The sequence below is a fragment of the Candidatus Rhodobacter oscarellae genome (genome assembly GCF_001078595.1).
In the GTDB taxonomy this organism is placed as follows: Bacteria; Pseudomonadota; Alphaproteobacteria; order Rhodobacterales; family Rhodobacteraceae; genus Rhodobacter_B; species Rhodobacter_B oscarellae.
The window spans coordinates 982,699-996,159 of the sequence record NZ_LFTY01000001.1 but is presented as its reverse complement, the minus strand read 5'-3'; the positions used below and the strand labels follow the sequence as shown (position 1 = coordinate 996,159).

The following is a 13,461-nucleotide window of genomic DNA, read 5'->3' as shown; positions in this document are numbered from 1 at the left end:
CGCGTAACACACTGGAAAACATGCGTTTTCTCAGAGGGTTGAGCCCGGCGAAAACGCGGCAATGCGCCCGAAAGAGTTAAAACCCAAGCCGATCCCGCAGTGCAAACCACCGCATCGCGAGATTCAGGATCGGGCGGCGCAGCGCCCCCATGCCCGGGAAAGCGGGCGGGCGCAGCTTGCCCATCAGGTCGAACTCGCTCGCCTCGCCGCGGATCGCCTCGGCCATCATCCTGCCCGCATAAGTGGCCAGCGCCACCCCGTGGCCCGAGTATCCCGCCGCCGACCAAAGCGCCCCGTGGCGCGAGAAATCCGGCAAACGCGTGGGCGTGATCGCCAGCGTGCCGCCCCAGGCGTAGTCGATCTTGACGTCCCGCAGATGCGGGTAGACCTCTAGCATCGGCTTGCGGGCGATGGCTGTGAGGTCGGCGGGGAAGCGGTCGCCATAGCTCTCGCCGCCGCCAAAGAGCAGGCGTTTGTCCTCGGACAGCCGCCAGTAGTTCACCACGAACTTGCTGTCTCCGACCGCCACGTCCTTTGTCAGCACCGTCGCGGCGCGTTCGCCCAGCGGCTCCGTCGCCACGATGAAGTTGTTGATCGGCAGGACGCGCCGCGCCACGCGCGGCTCTAGCCCGTCATGGTAGCCGTTCGTGGCCAGCACAATGTGACGGGCGGCGACCGTTCCGGTCGCGGTCCTCACCGTGCTGCCGGTAATCGCGGTCACCTGTGACCGCTCATAGATCCGCGCCCCCGCCGCTTGCGCCGCCTGCGCCAGCCCCAGAGCGAAGCGCAGCGGGTGGATATGCCCCGCGCCCCAGTCCACCATGCCGCCGTGATAGGCCTGGGACGGGATCAGCGCGCGGATCTGGTCGCGGTCCAGCGGTTCGGCCTGGAGGTATTCATACCTGTCCTGGAGCCAGCGCGCGTAATCCTGGGTCTCCGCGGCGCCCTTGGCGGACCAATCCGCATGGGCGATCCCGTCACGCCAGGCGGCGTTGATCCCATGCTCGGCGATCAGGGATTTGACCAGGGCCTTCGCGCCCTCGGCGATCTGCCAGAACTTCAGCGCGTCCTCGCGGCCAAAGAGCCGCTCCATCTCGTCCTGGTCCTTGCGCATGCCAGAGCCGACCTGCCCACCGTTGCGCCCGGACGCGCCGAAGCCCGCGCGATGCGCCTCCAGCAGCACCACGTCCACGCCGGACTGGGCCAGGTGCAGCGCCGCGGAGAGCCCGGTGAAACCGCCGCCGATGACGCAGACATCGGCCTGGGTGTCGCCGTCCAGCGGGTCGAAGGGCGGCAAGGGCTGGGCGCTCGCGGCGTACCAGCTGGCGGGGTACTCCCCCGCGCGGTCATTGGCGTGGAGGAGCTTCATCGTGGGTCCAGTTGCACGTGGATGCGGTTGCCTGCGAGGGCGAGGACCGCCAGAACATGGACGATCCAGCGCATCACACGTTCAGCAGCAGATGCTCGCGCTCCCAGGGGGAGATGACCTCTAGGAATGCCTGATACTCGGTCTCCTTCACGGCGGCATAGACCTTGCAGAACTCGGGCCCGAGGACCTCTTGCATGGCCTGGTTGCTGCGGAACAGCTCGATGGATTCGCTGAGGTGCTGCGGGATGTCGGCGTCCTGGGCATAGGCGTCGCCGCTGAACTGGGGGCGCGGGTCGCGGCCCTCCACCAGCCCCAGATAGCCGCAGGCCAGCGAGGCCGCGATCCCCAGATAGGGGTTGCAGTCCATGCCCGCCAGGCGGTTCTCGACCCGGCGACTTTCGGGCCCGCTGACCGGCACCCGGATGCCCGTGGTGCGGTTGTCCTTGCCCCATTCCAGGTTAATCGGCGCGGCGTTGTCCGGCACGTAGCGGCGGTAGCTGTTCACATAGGGCGCCAGCATGGCGATCACGCTGGGCAGGTGGTTCTGCAGCCCGGCGATGAAGTGCCGGAAGGCGGGGGTCTCTTCGTCGTCCGCCCCAGAGAAGATGTTCGCGCCCGTGGCCGCGTCCACCACCGAATGGTGGATATGCATCGCCGAGCCCGGCTCGTCCTGGATCGGCTTGGCCATGAAGGTCGCGAAGCAGTCGTGGCGCAGGGCGGCCTCGCGGATCAGGCGCTTGAAGAAAAAGATCTCGTCGGCCAGGCGCACCGGGTCGCCATGGCGCATGTTGATCTCGATCTGCCCGGCGCCGCCCTCCTGCAGGATGCCGTCGATCTCAAAGCCCTGCGCCTCGGCGAAGTCGTAGATGTCGTCGATCACGGGGCCGTATTCGTCGACGGCGGACATGGAATAGGCCTGCCGCGCGGCGGCGGGGCGCCCGGTGCGGCCGATGGGCGGCTTCACCGGCTGGTTGGGATCGGTGTTGCGCGCCACCAGGTAGAACTCCATCTCGGGCGCGGCGATCGGGGTCCAGCCGCGGGCCTCGTAGAGCCCCACCACGCGCTTGAGCACGTTGCGCGGCGCCACCTGCACCGGGTTACCGGCCTGGTCCTCGATGTCGTGGATCACCTGCAGCGTCCAGTCGCCGGTCCAGGGCGCGGCGCTGGCGGTGGAGAGGTCCGGCTTGAGGATCAGGTCGGGTTCGGTCCAATTCTCGCCCTCCATGTCCACCCAGCCGCCGGTGATGGTCTGCAGAAAGATCGAGTTCGGCAGGTAGAACTGGCTCTGGCGGGCGAACTTCCCCGCCGGCATCGCCTTGCCCCGCGCCACGCCCGCCAGATCGGCGACCAGGCACTCGACCTCGTCCAGGCGCCGCCCCTCCAGATAGGCGCGCGCGCTGTCGGGCAGGTCATTCATCCAGTCGCTCATGCGGTCACCTTTGCGGAGAGAAAAAAGTCGGCGATCATCGCGGCCATGGGGGCCTCGTCCACCGGTTGGTCGATCTGGGCGAGCCCCTCTGCGAGCAACGCGTCCGGCACCACGCCGCGGCCGCGCACCTCTAGCAGGCCGCGCAGATAGGGCGCGCGGATCTCGGGGTGGGGCTGCATGGTCAGCACGTGCTGGCCGAGGGTGAAGGCCGCGTTGGCGCAAAACTCGTTGCTGGCAATGACCTCGGCGCCCTCGGGCAGGGCGGTGACCTGGTCCTGATGCCAGGCGTTCAGCGCCACGGCGCCGCGCCCGGCGAAGTCATACTCGGTGCGCCCGACGGCCCAGCCGCCGCTGAACTTCTCGACGCGCCCGCCCAGGGCCTGCGCGATGATCTGGTGGCCAAAGCAAATGCCCACCAAAGGGATCTGGCGCGCATGGGCCGCGCGGATGAACTCCTCTAAAGGTGGGATCCAGGGATGGTCCTCATAGGCGCCATGCTTGGAGCCGGTGATCAGCCAGCCGTCGCAGGCGTCAACGCCTATGGGGAAGACCCCGTCCACGACCGCGAAGTTGGTAAATCTCAGCCCCCGCCCGGCGAGGAACTCCATAAAGATCTGATCGTAATCGCCGTGCTCTTTAACAAGCGCCTCGGCCACATGGCCGGTCTGCAGGATGCCGATATGCATGAATGCCTCGTGTTTTGTTACCTTTATCGCCTGCGGAGGGCTGCCTCAACCATACTTCTCCGGTTTGGAAATATCCCGGGGGGGTTGGGGGGCTGGTGGACCGGACCAAATTTTTTTGGACTGCGGATCGCTTTAATTTAGAATGATCCGCTTGTCGATCCGGTTTCATTTTTTCGGCTTTTCGGTCTCGATTGAGGTGGTAAAGCCCCCGCCGCTGATCTGGTGGCGGGCGCTTGTCACTGACCATAGACCACTCACCCCGATCCTGAAACCCAAGGCAATGATCTGGCCCTCAGCTGCGACCGTTGGATCGCCTGGCATCGTGATGCTGAGGGTATCATCCCCGCGCTTGAACTCATCGAGTTTTGCCTTGGCGGCTTTCTCAGCTTCGGCCTTGGTGGAGTGGACGTGGCGCAAGCGTTTCACTGGCGAGCCCTCGCCAGCGGTCACGGTCTCTTTCTGGCCGGTTTCCTCATTGTGCCAATGAGCCTCCACCGCCTTGAAGTTGCCACGGCTGGCCAGGGTCATGGACCAGCGCAGCTCACCGCTCTTGGTGATTGGGCGCGGGATCATGGGGATGCCGCTGGCGGTCTTGCCCTCACCCTTACCTATAAAGAGGAGCGCCTCGCCTTTGACAGTGGCGATGGCGTCATGATCCTTGGCGATCCTGGTGAGAAAGTTGATGTCGCTCTCATCGGTCTGATCCAGGTGCTCATATAGAAAGGGCTTGAGCTCCTCGGCCACCTTTGGCTCTAGGTCATGCTCGCCCGCGATGGTGCCCACGATGTCATCGATGGTCTTATCATCCCAGTTGCGGGTCTTTTGCTCTTTGATCGATCCGCCCAGGTTCACGGCCTTACCGCGAATTGTCACCCGATCTGGCGGGCCTTTGGCCACCACCTCATCCGCCGTGAAAACGCCCATAGGCGCAAGAAATGTCTCTTTATACCCCATGAATACAATGAGCGGCGCACCAGGCAAGGGGAGCTCGATGGCGTTGTCGCGATCATCGAGGGTGATCTCCACCGTGTCAGACTTAAAGCCCGCCTCATCTTTCACCACCAGACTGAGGAGGCGATCCTCGATCTGGCTGGTGATGTTGATGCCCGCTGCGATCACTTTGAAATCAGGGGTCATGCGATCAATCCCAGAGCCGGATTGTGGGTTTCTCCTGGGCGGTCTCCTCGACCGCTGGGAGCTCGATGAGGATGCCAGAGCTCAGTACCGGCCCATGCGCCGCCAGCCCAGGGTTGGCCGCAAGAACCTCCTCGACACTATAAGGGGCATCCCCATAGTGCTTGGCGCACACCTGGTCCAGGACATCGCCATCCTTAGTGCGATAGATCATGTCAGCCTCGCCAATGTTGAAAGTGCCGCGAGAGCAAGGCCAAAGCCGCCAAAGCCACCCTCATCGCCGCCATATTCCTTGAGCGTGATCGAGAAGGCGATCACGCGAGGCGCACCGTCCGCCTCCAGCTCGCTCTTGGTCTCCTCGATCTTGAGGATCACCCAGTCGCCTAGGACAAAGCCACCATAGCCCTCCAGAAGCACCAGAGGCTTGCCGCGATCCGCTTGGGCGCGCATGAGGTCGAGCTGACCATAGCCTCCCTTCCAGTGGGGCAGGATTTCACCTGAGAGGGTGATCTGATCGGCACCAGGCCCCACGAATTGCTGGCCAGGCTTGCGCCCGATCCGGTCTTGCTGTTTCCAGCGATAGGTCGAAACGCGCTTGAGCCGCTGATAGGCGGCGGTGTCGAGCATGAAGGGATAAGCGCCCAGCATCATCATCACTTTAGTCATGCAAGAGGCTCCTCATATCCGCGCGCGCCCGGTCCTCGGCATCGCTCAGCTCAGCGCGGACGGCGGTGCGCACCTCATCAAGATCGACGCCACCATCGAAGCTCAGGGGCATGTTATACTGAGGCGAGAAGGTGATCGGGCCACGTTGCATGGCCGTGCCGCCAGACGCCGCAACAGACGCCAGGGCAGGCATTGGCGCACCCATAAGCCCATCAAAGCCAATGCCGCTCACCATGTCTCGGGTGCGCGTGGCCATGTCCAGCATGTTGCGCAAAGCACGGTTGTGGGCGATGTATCCGCCTTCTGAGTGGTATTCGAGCTCTGGACCTTCCTCACCCTTGAGCACCCATCCGGGGTTGAATTTGCCGCCCTTCGCGCGAGCTTGGACGGGTGCGCCGTTGACGCTGGAAACGGACGCCCCGCCTGGCAGATTACTCAAAGATGCAGATAGGCGCGCCACTTTGGCCAAGGCCTCATCCACCGAGCTGGTGTTGATCTCTGGTTTAGCCTCGGTTTCCGAGAGCACTTGGAGCGCCACGCCCAGCTCATCGGACCTGGCCCGCGCATCCTTTAGCTCGGCCTCTGCCCCCTCCAGGTCAGCGGTGAGGGCGCGGATTTCATCATGGTATGGCACCGACATAATGCCCGTCATTGGCCCATCGCCCAGATTGGCGATCCCGGCCTCAGCCTCGGCGATCTGCGCATTGATGTCGGCGATGCCCAGCTCCAACTCCTCGATATGAGCCGGGGTAGGCAGTGGCCCAGCCGCCACCACACTCTCAACAACGCGCGCCGCATCCTGTTGGTGGTATGGCAAAGCCTCAAAGCCTGCCCCCTCTGAAACACTCGGCACGGCCACATCAACGACCTCCTGACCCATCAAGCGCTTCCACCAATCGGGCGGCTCAGGCCACTTAATCACGTCTGTGAGGTCAAACTCGCTAATAAAGCCCCAATCCCAATCGGGGAGCACATCGGCCCAGGTGATGTCAGTGAAGTTGGCTTTGACACGATCCCAGAGCGATCCAAACCAATCGACTACGCCCTCCCATGTTGCCTCGATTAGAGCAGCGGGGCCGAACTCGCCGAGCTTGGTTTTGATGGCCTCCCAGCCCGTTGCGATCCCGTCTTTGATCGAGGTCCAGTAGCCCGCAAAGGTGTCAGCAATGGAGCTCCAGTTGGAAATGATCAGGCCGAGCGGGTGATAGTCCAGAAAGAGCGTCTTGATCGCATTCCAACCAGTGGAAACGCCCGTTTTGATGGCGTCCCAGTATCCCGAAAATGTTGAGCTGATCCCAGACCAGGCGTTGGTGATTGTGGTGGCGGGCGAGAACCCAGCCAGGCGCGACTTGATGGCCTCCCATCCCGTCGAAACGCCCGTCTTTATGTTATCCCAATAGCCCGCAAAGGTCTCTGCGATGCTATCCCAATTCGACATGATCAAACCCACGGGATGATAGTTGAGAAACGTGGATTTGATCATGTCCCAGCCCGCGCTCACACCGCCTTTGATGCGATCCCAGAGCCGCCCAAAGAAGCCCGCCACACCTTGCCAGGCGTTGGTGATCATGTCGCGTGGATTGTAGCGATCAAAGAGCCCTTGCATGTAACTCCAGGCCGAACTCACGGCATCGGTGACACGCCCCCACACATCAGAGAAGAAACCGGCAATCGGCTCCCAATTCTGATAGATCAGGTAGGCAGCGCCCGCGATGGCCGCGATGATGAGACCGATGGGGTTAGCGATCAGCGCACGGCCGAGAAAGAGCACGGCCTTGCCCACCAAGGGGAGCACAGTGCGACCGAGCCACAAGAGGCCTTTGCCCGCGCCCAGCACCCACTTGGCCATCCCCGCCAGGCTCAGCACCAGCTTGGTGGCCCCAAAGCTCATCATGGCCCAGCCGCTCACCAGCGCACCCGCACCGATCAGGATGGGCGCGATCACCGCCGCCAGAGCACCCAAGCCCACGACCACCCCGCCGATCCCAGTGATCAGCTCTGGGTTGGCATCGATCCAGTCAAAGGCAGTGGCGATGAAAGCGTCGATATAGGGCACCAGGCGCTGCACAACGGGCAAGAGACGCTCGCCGATCTTTTGGGTGATCACGTCCATCTTTTGGGACATCAGCACCATCGTGGCATCCCAGTTGTTGTCAGCAGCAGCGGCCATCACGGATGTGAACTCAGAGCCTTGCTCGGCGGCGTGATCAAGCGCATCAGCGTTGGCGCGCACCGCTGCCTCCTGGCCATAGAGGGCGTTGATCATTTTCATCGCCTCATCGGTACCAAAGGCCTCTTTGATCTCAGCCGCCTCAAAGGCATCAAGCGTCTCACCATAGCGCGCCTGGAGATCAGCCAGGATGTCAGGCATGTCCCGCAATCCGCCATCCTCATCGAGGATGCGCACCCGCACGGGGCGATCCGCGCTCACTTGCATCTTGCCAAAGGCCTCATGCGCCTTGGCCGCATTGGTCGCAAAGGCGCGCAGGGCAGTGCCCGCCTCACCGGCCTGCATCTGTTGTTGCATCATGCCCAGGAGGGTGAGTTGCTCGGTCATATCCATGCCGAGATTGACCGCGCCCGCGCCCGCGCTCTCGATGGCCTGTTGCATCGCCGCGCCATCGGTTTTGAATTGCTGCACCGAGGCGGAAAGAGCCGCGCCAAATTGCTCGCCAAATTCCGCGTCAGTGAGGTCCTCCATCTGCTTTTTGAAAATCCCGTATGAGGTCGCAAAAAGGGAGGTCATTTGCTCGGCCTGACCTTTGGTAGCCTTGGCCACCAGCATGGCCGAGGCGGTCATATCGGCCACGCCCTGATCGGTGAGAGAGCTGATCCCAGACTTGATGTCATAGGAGGCGCGCACAAAGGCATCAGCCGTGACACCTGCGAGCTGCATTTGCATCTCCTGACCACGGCGCACCACGGCGTCGAGATCGCGCACACCCAAGGTGGCCAGCTCGCCCTTGGCGCGCTCCACATCGCGGATGCTATCGGTGAAGCCCGTGACCAAGCGTTGCGCACCGTAGGCGATACCAGCGGCGGCGGCACCACCGCCCGCCAGCTTCATGGACAAGGCTAGGCGCTTTTGCATGCGCTCGCTCGCCTTGGCCACAGTATCCTCTGCATTTCTGAGGGGGGCTGTGAGCCTGTCTGCCAGGCTCACAAGGACATCGACGCCAACACTTGTAGGGATCATGAGTTTCGCGCCTCCGCCTCAATTCTCAGATAGTCTTTGGCATCCTCGAAGGCATCGAGAAGCTCATCCACTGGCAACGCATCAATCTCGGATGGTTGCCAGTGAAAGTGTCGGCTCATGAAGAGGGAAATTGCCCTGAAATCTTTTGGATTTCCTCCTCCGATACGCCCAAAAAACCCGCGATCATCACCGAGGCCGCGTTGAAATCAACGGGGTCCAGCTCCTCCACGGTATCGGGGCCGATCTCGGCAAGATCAGAGAGCATGGTGAAGCTCTTTTTCATCTTGTCCTTGATCCCCTCGAATTTCTTGAGATCGCGCATCTTGGGGCGGCGGATGGTCAACTCAGTCACCTCCTCACCTTTGTGGGTGAAAGGGTACTGGAGCTCATAGGTTTCAGTATGTGCCATGTGCTACCTCCCCTCAGCGGCCGATATTGGCGCGATGTTCGGCCAAGAGGTCAGTGCCATTGCGGGCAAAGATCATGTTTTCCTGGTCGATTTCAAAGAGCTCGACGCCATCACGCTCGCGCTTGTAATAGCGCAAGCTCATATCGAGCTTGAGGGGCACATTCTCGCCATCCTTCCACTCGCCCTCATCCAGCACCTTGATGAAACCGCGCATCTTGATTGAGTGCGCATGGGTCACACCATCACCGTCCTCGGTCGAGCCCTTGACGGTGAAAGGGATTGTCGAGCCCTCGGTGATGTCGAGCGCCTCATAGAGATGAGGATCGAAACCCTCGAAGGTCATTTTGCACATCAGCGCATTGGCCAGGCGCGCCATGCGCACCTCGATTGGCCCGGCCATGCCAGCCGCCGAGAAATCGCGCGTTGCGACCTCGATCTTGGGCACCTCGACCGCCGAGGCGACACCGGCGAAGCCGTAGCCATCGACAAAGCAATTCATAAATTTCAGAAGATCACGCATTGGAACAAGCCCTCCTTAGGCCGTTGGCAGGACCTCAGACAGGTAGCCATTGTTGATCATGGAACGGAAAGTGATGTGCTCGGCGGTGGGCGTCTCGACCCAATCATAGTCAAAGTAGACCTTGCCCGCCTCAAGCGCCTCAGGTGTGTTGAGATCGGGATCGGCCCAGCACTTGAACCCCACCAGAGCACCCACGGTGATCATGCGCCGCCCGTAAGCGTTCACGCCCTCGATCACGTCCTCGAAATAGGTGCGATCCGCGTTGCGATCCACCGCCCAGAAATGGGCTTGCATGATGCTCTCATTGATCATGTCAGCCACGCGGCGGCGCTTGATAAAGGCCCACTTGGGATCAGCGGCCAGACCACGGTTGCCCCAAAGGCGGTAGCCATCCCGCTGGATGATGGTGGTGACCTCATTCTCATTGAGAATATTGGCCCGCGATGTCGCATCGCCCAGGGTGAAATCGATGGCGCGCGCGGTGCCAGTGATCCCATCGATGAGACGGTTGGATGGCGAGTGCCAGAAACCGCGCTCGGCATCCGATTTGGCGATCACACCGGCCACGCGGGCGGATGCGGGGCGCACGATTTCGGTGCTAGTCTCGGTATCCCAGACCTTAACCCAAGGATCGACCAGATAGATGCGATCAGAGCCAAAGTTTTCACGGTATGTGATGGCGTCCGCATCGGTGGAGTTAGGGCCATCGGCGATGATGATGGCGCGCAGCTTGGTCGCAATCGAGACCAGCTCAGAGACCACCGCTTGCTCCTGGGAGAACTCAGGCACCACAATGAGACGCGGGGCAACCTTGACCACGCTCTCTGCCGCGAGGAGCACTTGAAGGCCCTCAGGCGCACCCGTGAGATCATCGGTGCCGCCGATGATATTGCTCAGCGTGGCGGCATCGTCAGCGCCTTCCTCGACGCGGATCACGACAACGACAGCGCCCGCCTGGTCAAAGATGTCATCGATGGCAGGAGCCAAGGTGCCAGTGGCACCAAGGCCAGCAGCATCAGAGCGCTTACCAGCCACCAGAACCGGGGTGTTCAGCGGCCACTTGTCAGCATCGGCATCGGGGGCGGTGCCCACCAAGCCAATGACCGAGGAGCGCACGGTGCGGATTGGGCGTGTGCCGGTGTCGATCTCGACAACCTCGACGCCGTGGAGAAATTGCTCAGGCATGATCAGCCTCCTTTCTGAGCGTGGATAAGCGCGTCCGCCACGGCGGTGGCGCGGGTTTCGATCTCAAGCATGACGGCCTCTTCGCCCTTGAGCTGGAAGGGCAGTTTGACCTCGCCCGCTTCAACCTTGCCAAGGAAAGCATCGGCCAGCGGCATGAAGGCGTCGGTGGCATCACGCACCTCGGCCAGAGAGTTGGCGGTCGAGAGCCCTTTGACCAAAGTGGCCAGGTGAAAAAGGAGGAGCTGCGCGCCATCGCTGGCGGTGCCCAATAGCGAAAGCGTGTCACCCGCCGCCGCGCCGATGCCCTCGCGGATGAGCGCGCGGGCCTCCTCATCGGTTTCGGGGATACGCTCGACCGTGTCGGCATCAAAGCCATCTCCGATCATACCCAAAACACCGGCTTGCGCATCGGCTACAGAGGTGTAGCCGCTCACTGTTAGGACATGAGAACCCTTGTGAATGATCTTCATTATTTGAACTCCCATTGGTTGGTGACGTAGCTCAGCCCGTGCCGGAAATCGCCGTTGTCGTTGATGCGGTTGAGGCCTGGGAACACACCCCAGCCCGCCACATCCACGGGGAACACGGTCGAGAGGATTTGCGGCGCGGCCACGATGATGGACCCGGCATTCGGGATTTGCGCGGTATCGAGATCGAGACGCGCGTGGTGGTAGTTGCCGGGATAAGACAGGTCGCTGCGCGGCGTTTGGCGGGATGCCCAAACCGCCCAGTCGTTCTGCCCTCGAACCACGTTGCTGTCATAAAGCCCCCACACTCGGTGATCCAAAACGCCGGGCACCTCCTCCTTTACCCACATGCCCATCATGCCCGTGAAAGGCACGTTGCTATAGGATAGGACCGCGATGGTTGCGGGTGCGCCTCCGGCGGTTAAATCCCAAGAGAAGCGCCAAAAGTGGATGGAATGGTTGCGGAAACTTGGATTGGGCGAGTTGGGAATACCGTTGTAGAACTCCTCCTCAATGCCACCGGATGGGATTTCCGTAGCTGCCGCGCCAGTGGTTGTCTGCCCCGCATGCGCCCACGATGTGAAGCCATCATTGGCGGGCAAATACCAGCCATCGGGCAGGCCATCGCCGCTGGTGTCCACGCCGCATTGATTGGGAGCCAGCCCCAAAAGCGGCTGCAAACCCGGCGAGGTTTGGCCCATGTAGGTTTCGTGCCGGTTTTCAGCGGCATCTGCCTTATCCGAGAGGCTATCCTGCCGCTCGATCATTTCGGAAATGCTGTTCTCAAGCCCCATTGTTGCCTCCATAGCGAGCGGTATGCTTCATTTCGTGAACCTCGTTTGCGATGGCCGCGATGGCCCGTTGCGTTTCCAGCCGGACGGCCTCCATATGGCCGAACTCAAAGCTGCCTTCCGTAATGGGCCAGTTGATGTCAAGGACAGCGTTTTCACCCTCAAAAACCCGGGAACCGACGAAGGTTTCCGGGGTGCCTGCCAGGCGCAGTGAGGTTCACAGCGGAGTGATTGTGCTGTGGCGATGGGGAATATGCCAGTGTTGTTGGCCTCGCCTGTCGGCATGCCTGCTCACCGTGATGTGTCTGCGCCGGGCTCGTGCTTCCGTCCGTGGTCAGCGCAATGGCTGCCAACTTCATACCTTGTCCGGTTCGGCTCCCGAGTGTCGATCTTCAGGGCGCGCTCAACCCTGGAACGGGTCGGCAGATGGCAGCTTGCGTACATCATCGGGGACCGCGTCCCGGCTGGGACACTGGTGGGCCGGCACCGTCAGGTGCGGCCGAACGCTCCTTGTGCTGAAAACATTTCAATCATGGATGCGGGGCGCTCAGGCGTTCTGCCGGAGCGCCATCGCCTCGTCACGGGTGAAGCGGAACCCGGTTCCATCCACCCACATCCGGTGCAGCACCACGCCGATGCGACGGGCCAGCGCCACGGTGGCACGTCTCTTCCCACGACGCTCGGCAAGGCGCAGCGCCCAGGACTTGAGCCAGTTCGGGCCGCCATGATGCAGCATCACGTTGGCCGCCTGGTAGAGCGCCGCCCGGAGACCTGCGTCTCCGACCTTGGTGATCGCGCCCACAATGGACCGCTCGCCGGATTCATCCCGCCCCGGCGTCAGCCCGACCCAGGGGCCAACATCACGAGATCGTTTGAAGCGTGTGGGATCATCGATCGCGGCCTTCACCGTCAGCGCAACGACGGCACCCACACCGGGCATGGTCATCAGCAGGCGACAGATCGGATCGATCTTCGCCTGATCGCGCACCATCTTCTCGAACCCCGCAAGTTCCCTTCGCAGCTCTGCGCGGGCACGCAGGATCGGCTCAATAGCCGCTTTCAGCACAGTATTGCCCGCCGCCAGGTCCCTGACCCGCTGGTCATAGCGACCTTTCGAGACGGGTCCCATCTTCAGGCCAAAGTTGCGCAACACGCCCCGCACCGACAGTTCCAACTGGATCAGTACCTTCTGGATCGCCTTGCGCGCCGTCAGCAACACGCGTGTTTCCTGAGCAGGAACCGACTTGCAGTGCACGGCGCTGAACCAACCCATCTGCAGGAGATGCGCGATCCCCTGTGCATCCCGCCGATCCGTCTTGATCGGGCTTGCTTTCAGCGCCGCCTTCACTTGCCGCGTTTCCATCAGGATCGCGGGTAGCCCGGCCTCGGTCAGCCCCTTGTGAAGCCATTGGGACAGTGGACCCGCTTCCAGGCCAATCCCGGTAATCTCGCAGGGCAAGGCCTTGAGGAAGCTGACCAACACTTCCGGCTCGCTGGCGACGTCAGTTTCCTTCAGGATCTTGCCGCGATCACCGAGCACGCAAACAGCCGTGCTTGCCAGAGAGACGTCCAGTCCGATAAAGATATCCATGTCGTTGTCCTTTCTATT

General features: G+C 62.0%; 14 protein-coding genes. 1 reads left to right on the top strand and 13 read right to left on the bottom strand.

Annotated features, from left to right (window positions below):
* Positions 1-76 precede the first annotated feature (76 nt).
* The 12 genes from AIOL_RS04885 to AIOL_RS04830 form a co-directional block, all read right to left on the bottom strand.
* Complete coding sequence (locus tag AIOL_RS04885) at positions 77-1,369, bottom strand: NAD(P)/FAD-dependent oxidoreductase (protein WP_049641840.1); 1,293 nt, start codon at positions 1,367-1,369, stop codon at positions 77-79.
* A 73-nt stretch (positions 1,370-1,442) separates the two neighbouring features.
* Positions 1,443-2,798, bottom strand: coding sequence for a glutamine synthetase family protein (locus AIOL_RS04880; protein ID WP_049641839.1), 1,356 nt, complete (start codon positions 2,796-2,798; stop codon positions 1,443-1,445).
* Complete coding sequence (locus AIOL_RS04875) at positions 2,795-3,484, bottom strand: type 1 glutamine amidotransferase (RefSeq protein WP_049641838.1); 690 nt, start codon at positions 3,482-3,484, stop codon at positions 2,795-2,797. The genes AIOL_RS04880 and AIOL_RS04875 overlap by 4 nt, the downstream gene beginning before the upstream one ends.
* Before the next feature lie 165 nt (positions 3,485-3,649).
* Positions 3,650-4,621 (bottom strand): contractile injection system protein, VgrG/Pvc8 family, encoded by a 972-nt coding sequence (locus AIOL_RS04870; RefSeq protein ID WP_049641837.1) that lies wholly within the window; start codon positions 4,619-4,621, stop codon positions 3,650-3,652.
* A 4-nt stretch (positions 4,622-4,625) separates the two neighbouring features.
* Positions 4,626-4,832 carry a tail protein X gene (locus AIOL_RS04865; RefSeq protein WP_049641836.1) on the bottom strand — a complete coding sequence of 69 codons (207 nt, stop codon included), beginning with the start codon at positions 4,830-4,832 and terminating at the stop codon, positions 4,626-4,628.
* The gene (locus tag AIOL_RS04860; protein ID WP_049641835.1) at positions 4,829-5,284 is read right to left on the bottom strand and encodes a phage tail protein; all 456 of its coding nucleotides are present in this window, start codon (positions 5,282-5,284) and stop codon (positions 4,829-4,831) included. Before AIOL_RS04860 ends, AIOL_RS04865 begins: the two co-directional genes overlap by 4 nt.
* Positions 5,277-8,375, bottom strand: a complete 3,099-nt coding sequence (locus AIOL_RS04855) for a phage tail tape measure protein (protein ID WP_160314407.1) — start codon at positions 8,373-8,375, stop codon at positions 5,277-5,279. Before AIOL_RS04855 ends, AIOL_RS04860 begins: the two co-directional genes overlap by 8 nt.
* 220 nt (positions 8,376-8,595) lie before the next feature.
* Positions 8,596-8,889 carry a phage tail assembly protein gene (locus AIOL_RS04850; RefSeq protein ID WP_049641833.1) on the bottom strand — a complete coding sequence of 98 codons (294 nt, stop codon included), beginning with the start codon at positions 8,887-8,889 and terminating at the stop codon, positions 8,596-8,598.
* A 13-nt stretch (positions 8,890-8,902) separates the two neighbouring features.
* Entirely contained in the window at positions 8,903-9,409 is a 507-nt protein-coding gene (locus tag AIOL_RS04845) for a phage major tail tube protein (protein WP_049641832.1), read from the bottom strand.
* 15 nt (positions 9,410-9,424) lie between these two features.
* Complete coding sequence (locus AIOL_RS04840) at positions 9,425-10,594, bottom strand: phage tail sheath subtilisin-like domain-containing protein (protein WP_049641831.1); 1,170 nt, start codon at positions 10,592-10,594, stop codon at positions 9,425-9,427.
* Between the two features lie 2 nt (positions 10,595-10,596).
* Complete coding sequence (locus AIOL_RS04835) at positions 10,597-11,064, bottom strand: hypothetical protein (protein ID WP_049641830.1); 468 nt, start codon at positions 11,062-11,064, stop codon at positions 10,597-10,599.
* Positions 11,064-11,855, bottom strand: coding sequence for a hypothetical protein (locus AIOL_RS04830; RefSeq protein ID WP_152912356.1), 792 nt, complete (start codon positions 11,853-11,855; stop codon positions 11,064-11,066). The genes AIOL_RS04835 and AIOL_RS04830 overlap by 1 nt, the downstream gene beginning before the upstream one ends.
* 22 nt (positions 11,856-11,877) lie before the next feature.
* Here AIOL_RS04830 and AIOL_RS04825 point away from each other — a divergent pair, with 22 nt between their 5' ends.
* On the top strand, positions 11,878-12,066 hold the full coding sequence (locus AIOL_RS04825) for a hypothetical protein (protein WP_049641828.1): 189 nt from the start codon (positions 11,878-11,880) through the stop codon (positions 12,064-12,066).
* 333 nt (positions 12,067-12,399) lie between these two features.
* Here the strand turns inward: AIOL_RS04825 and AIOL_RS04820 are convergent, their stop codons facing one another.
* Positions 12,400-13,443 carry an IS110 family transposase gene (locus AIOL_RS04820; RefSeq protein ID WP_049641827.1) on the bottom strand — a complete coding sequence of 348 codons (1,044 nt, stop codon included), beginning with the start codon at positions 13,441-13,443 and terminating at the stop codon, positions 12,400-12,402.
* Positions 13,444-13,461: the final 18 nt, after the last annotated feature.

What these genes read in the sequence shown, in the direction of transcription:
- AIOL_RS04885 (WP_049641840.1), bottom strand. Translation starts at nt 1,369, where the DNA reads ATGAAGCTCCTCCACGCCAATGACCGCGCGGGGGAGTACCCCGCCAGC.
- AIOL_RS04880 (WP_049641839.1), bottom strand. Translation starts at nt 2,798, where the DNA reads ATGAGCGACTGGATGAATGACCTGCCCGACAGCGCGCGCGCCTATCTG.
- AIOL_RS04875 (WP_049641838.1), bottom strand. Translation starts at nt 3,484, where the DNA reads ATGCATATCGGCATCCTGCAGACCGGCCATGTGGCCGAGGCGCTTGTT.
- AIOL_RS04870 (WP_049641837.1), bottom strand. Translation starts at nt 4,621, where the DNA reads ATGACCCCTGATTTCAAAGTGATCGCAGCGGGCATCAACATCACCAGC.
- AIOL_RS04865 (WP_049641836.1), bottom strand. Translation starts at nt 4,832, where the DNA reads ATGATCTATCGCACTAAGGATGGCGATGTCCTGGACCAGGTGTGCGCC.
- AIOL_RS04860 (WP_049641835.1), bottom strand. Translation starts at nt 5,284, where the DNA reads ATGACTAAAGTGATGATGATGCTGGGCGCTTATCCCTTCATGCTCGAC.
- AIOL_RS04855 (WP_160314407.1), bottom strand. Translation starts at nt 8,375, where the DNA reads ATGCAAAAGCGCCTAGCCTTGTCCATGAAGCTGGCGGGCGGTGGTGCC.
- AIOL_RS04850 (WP_049641833.1), bottom strand. Translation starts at nt 8,889, where the DNA reads ATGGCACATACTGAAACCTATGAGCTCCAGTACCCTTTCACCCACAAA.
- AIOL_RS04845 (WP_049641832.1), bottom strand. Translation starts at nt 9,409, where the DNA reads ATGCGTGATCTTCTGAAATTTATGAATTGCTTTGTCGATGGCTACGGC.
- AIOL_RS04840 (WP_049641831.1), bottom strand. Translation starts at nt 10,594, where the DNA reads ATGCCTGAGCAATTTCTCCACGGCGTCGAGGTTGTCGAGATCGACACC.
- AIOL_RS04835 (WP_049641830.1), bottom strand. Translation starts at nt 11,064, where the DNA reads ATGAAGATCATTCACAAGGGTTCTCATGTCCTAACAGTGAGCGGCTAC.
- AIOL_RS04830 (WP_152912356.1), bottom strand. Translation starts at nt 11,855, where the DNA reads ATGGGGCTTGAGAACAGCATTTCCGAAATGATCGAGCGGCAGGATAGC.
- AIOL_RS04825 (WP_049641828.1), top strand. Translation starts at nt 11,878, where the DNA reads ATGCTTCATTTCGTGAACCTCGTTTGCGATGGCCGCGATGGCCCGTTG.
- AIOL_RS04820 (WP_049641827.1), bottom strand. Translation starts at nt 13,443, where the DNA reads ATGGATATCTTTATCGGACTGGACGTCTCTCTGGCAAGCACGGCTGTT.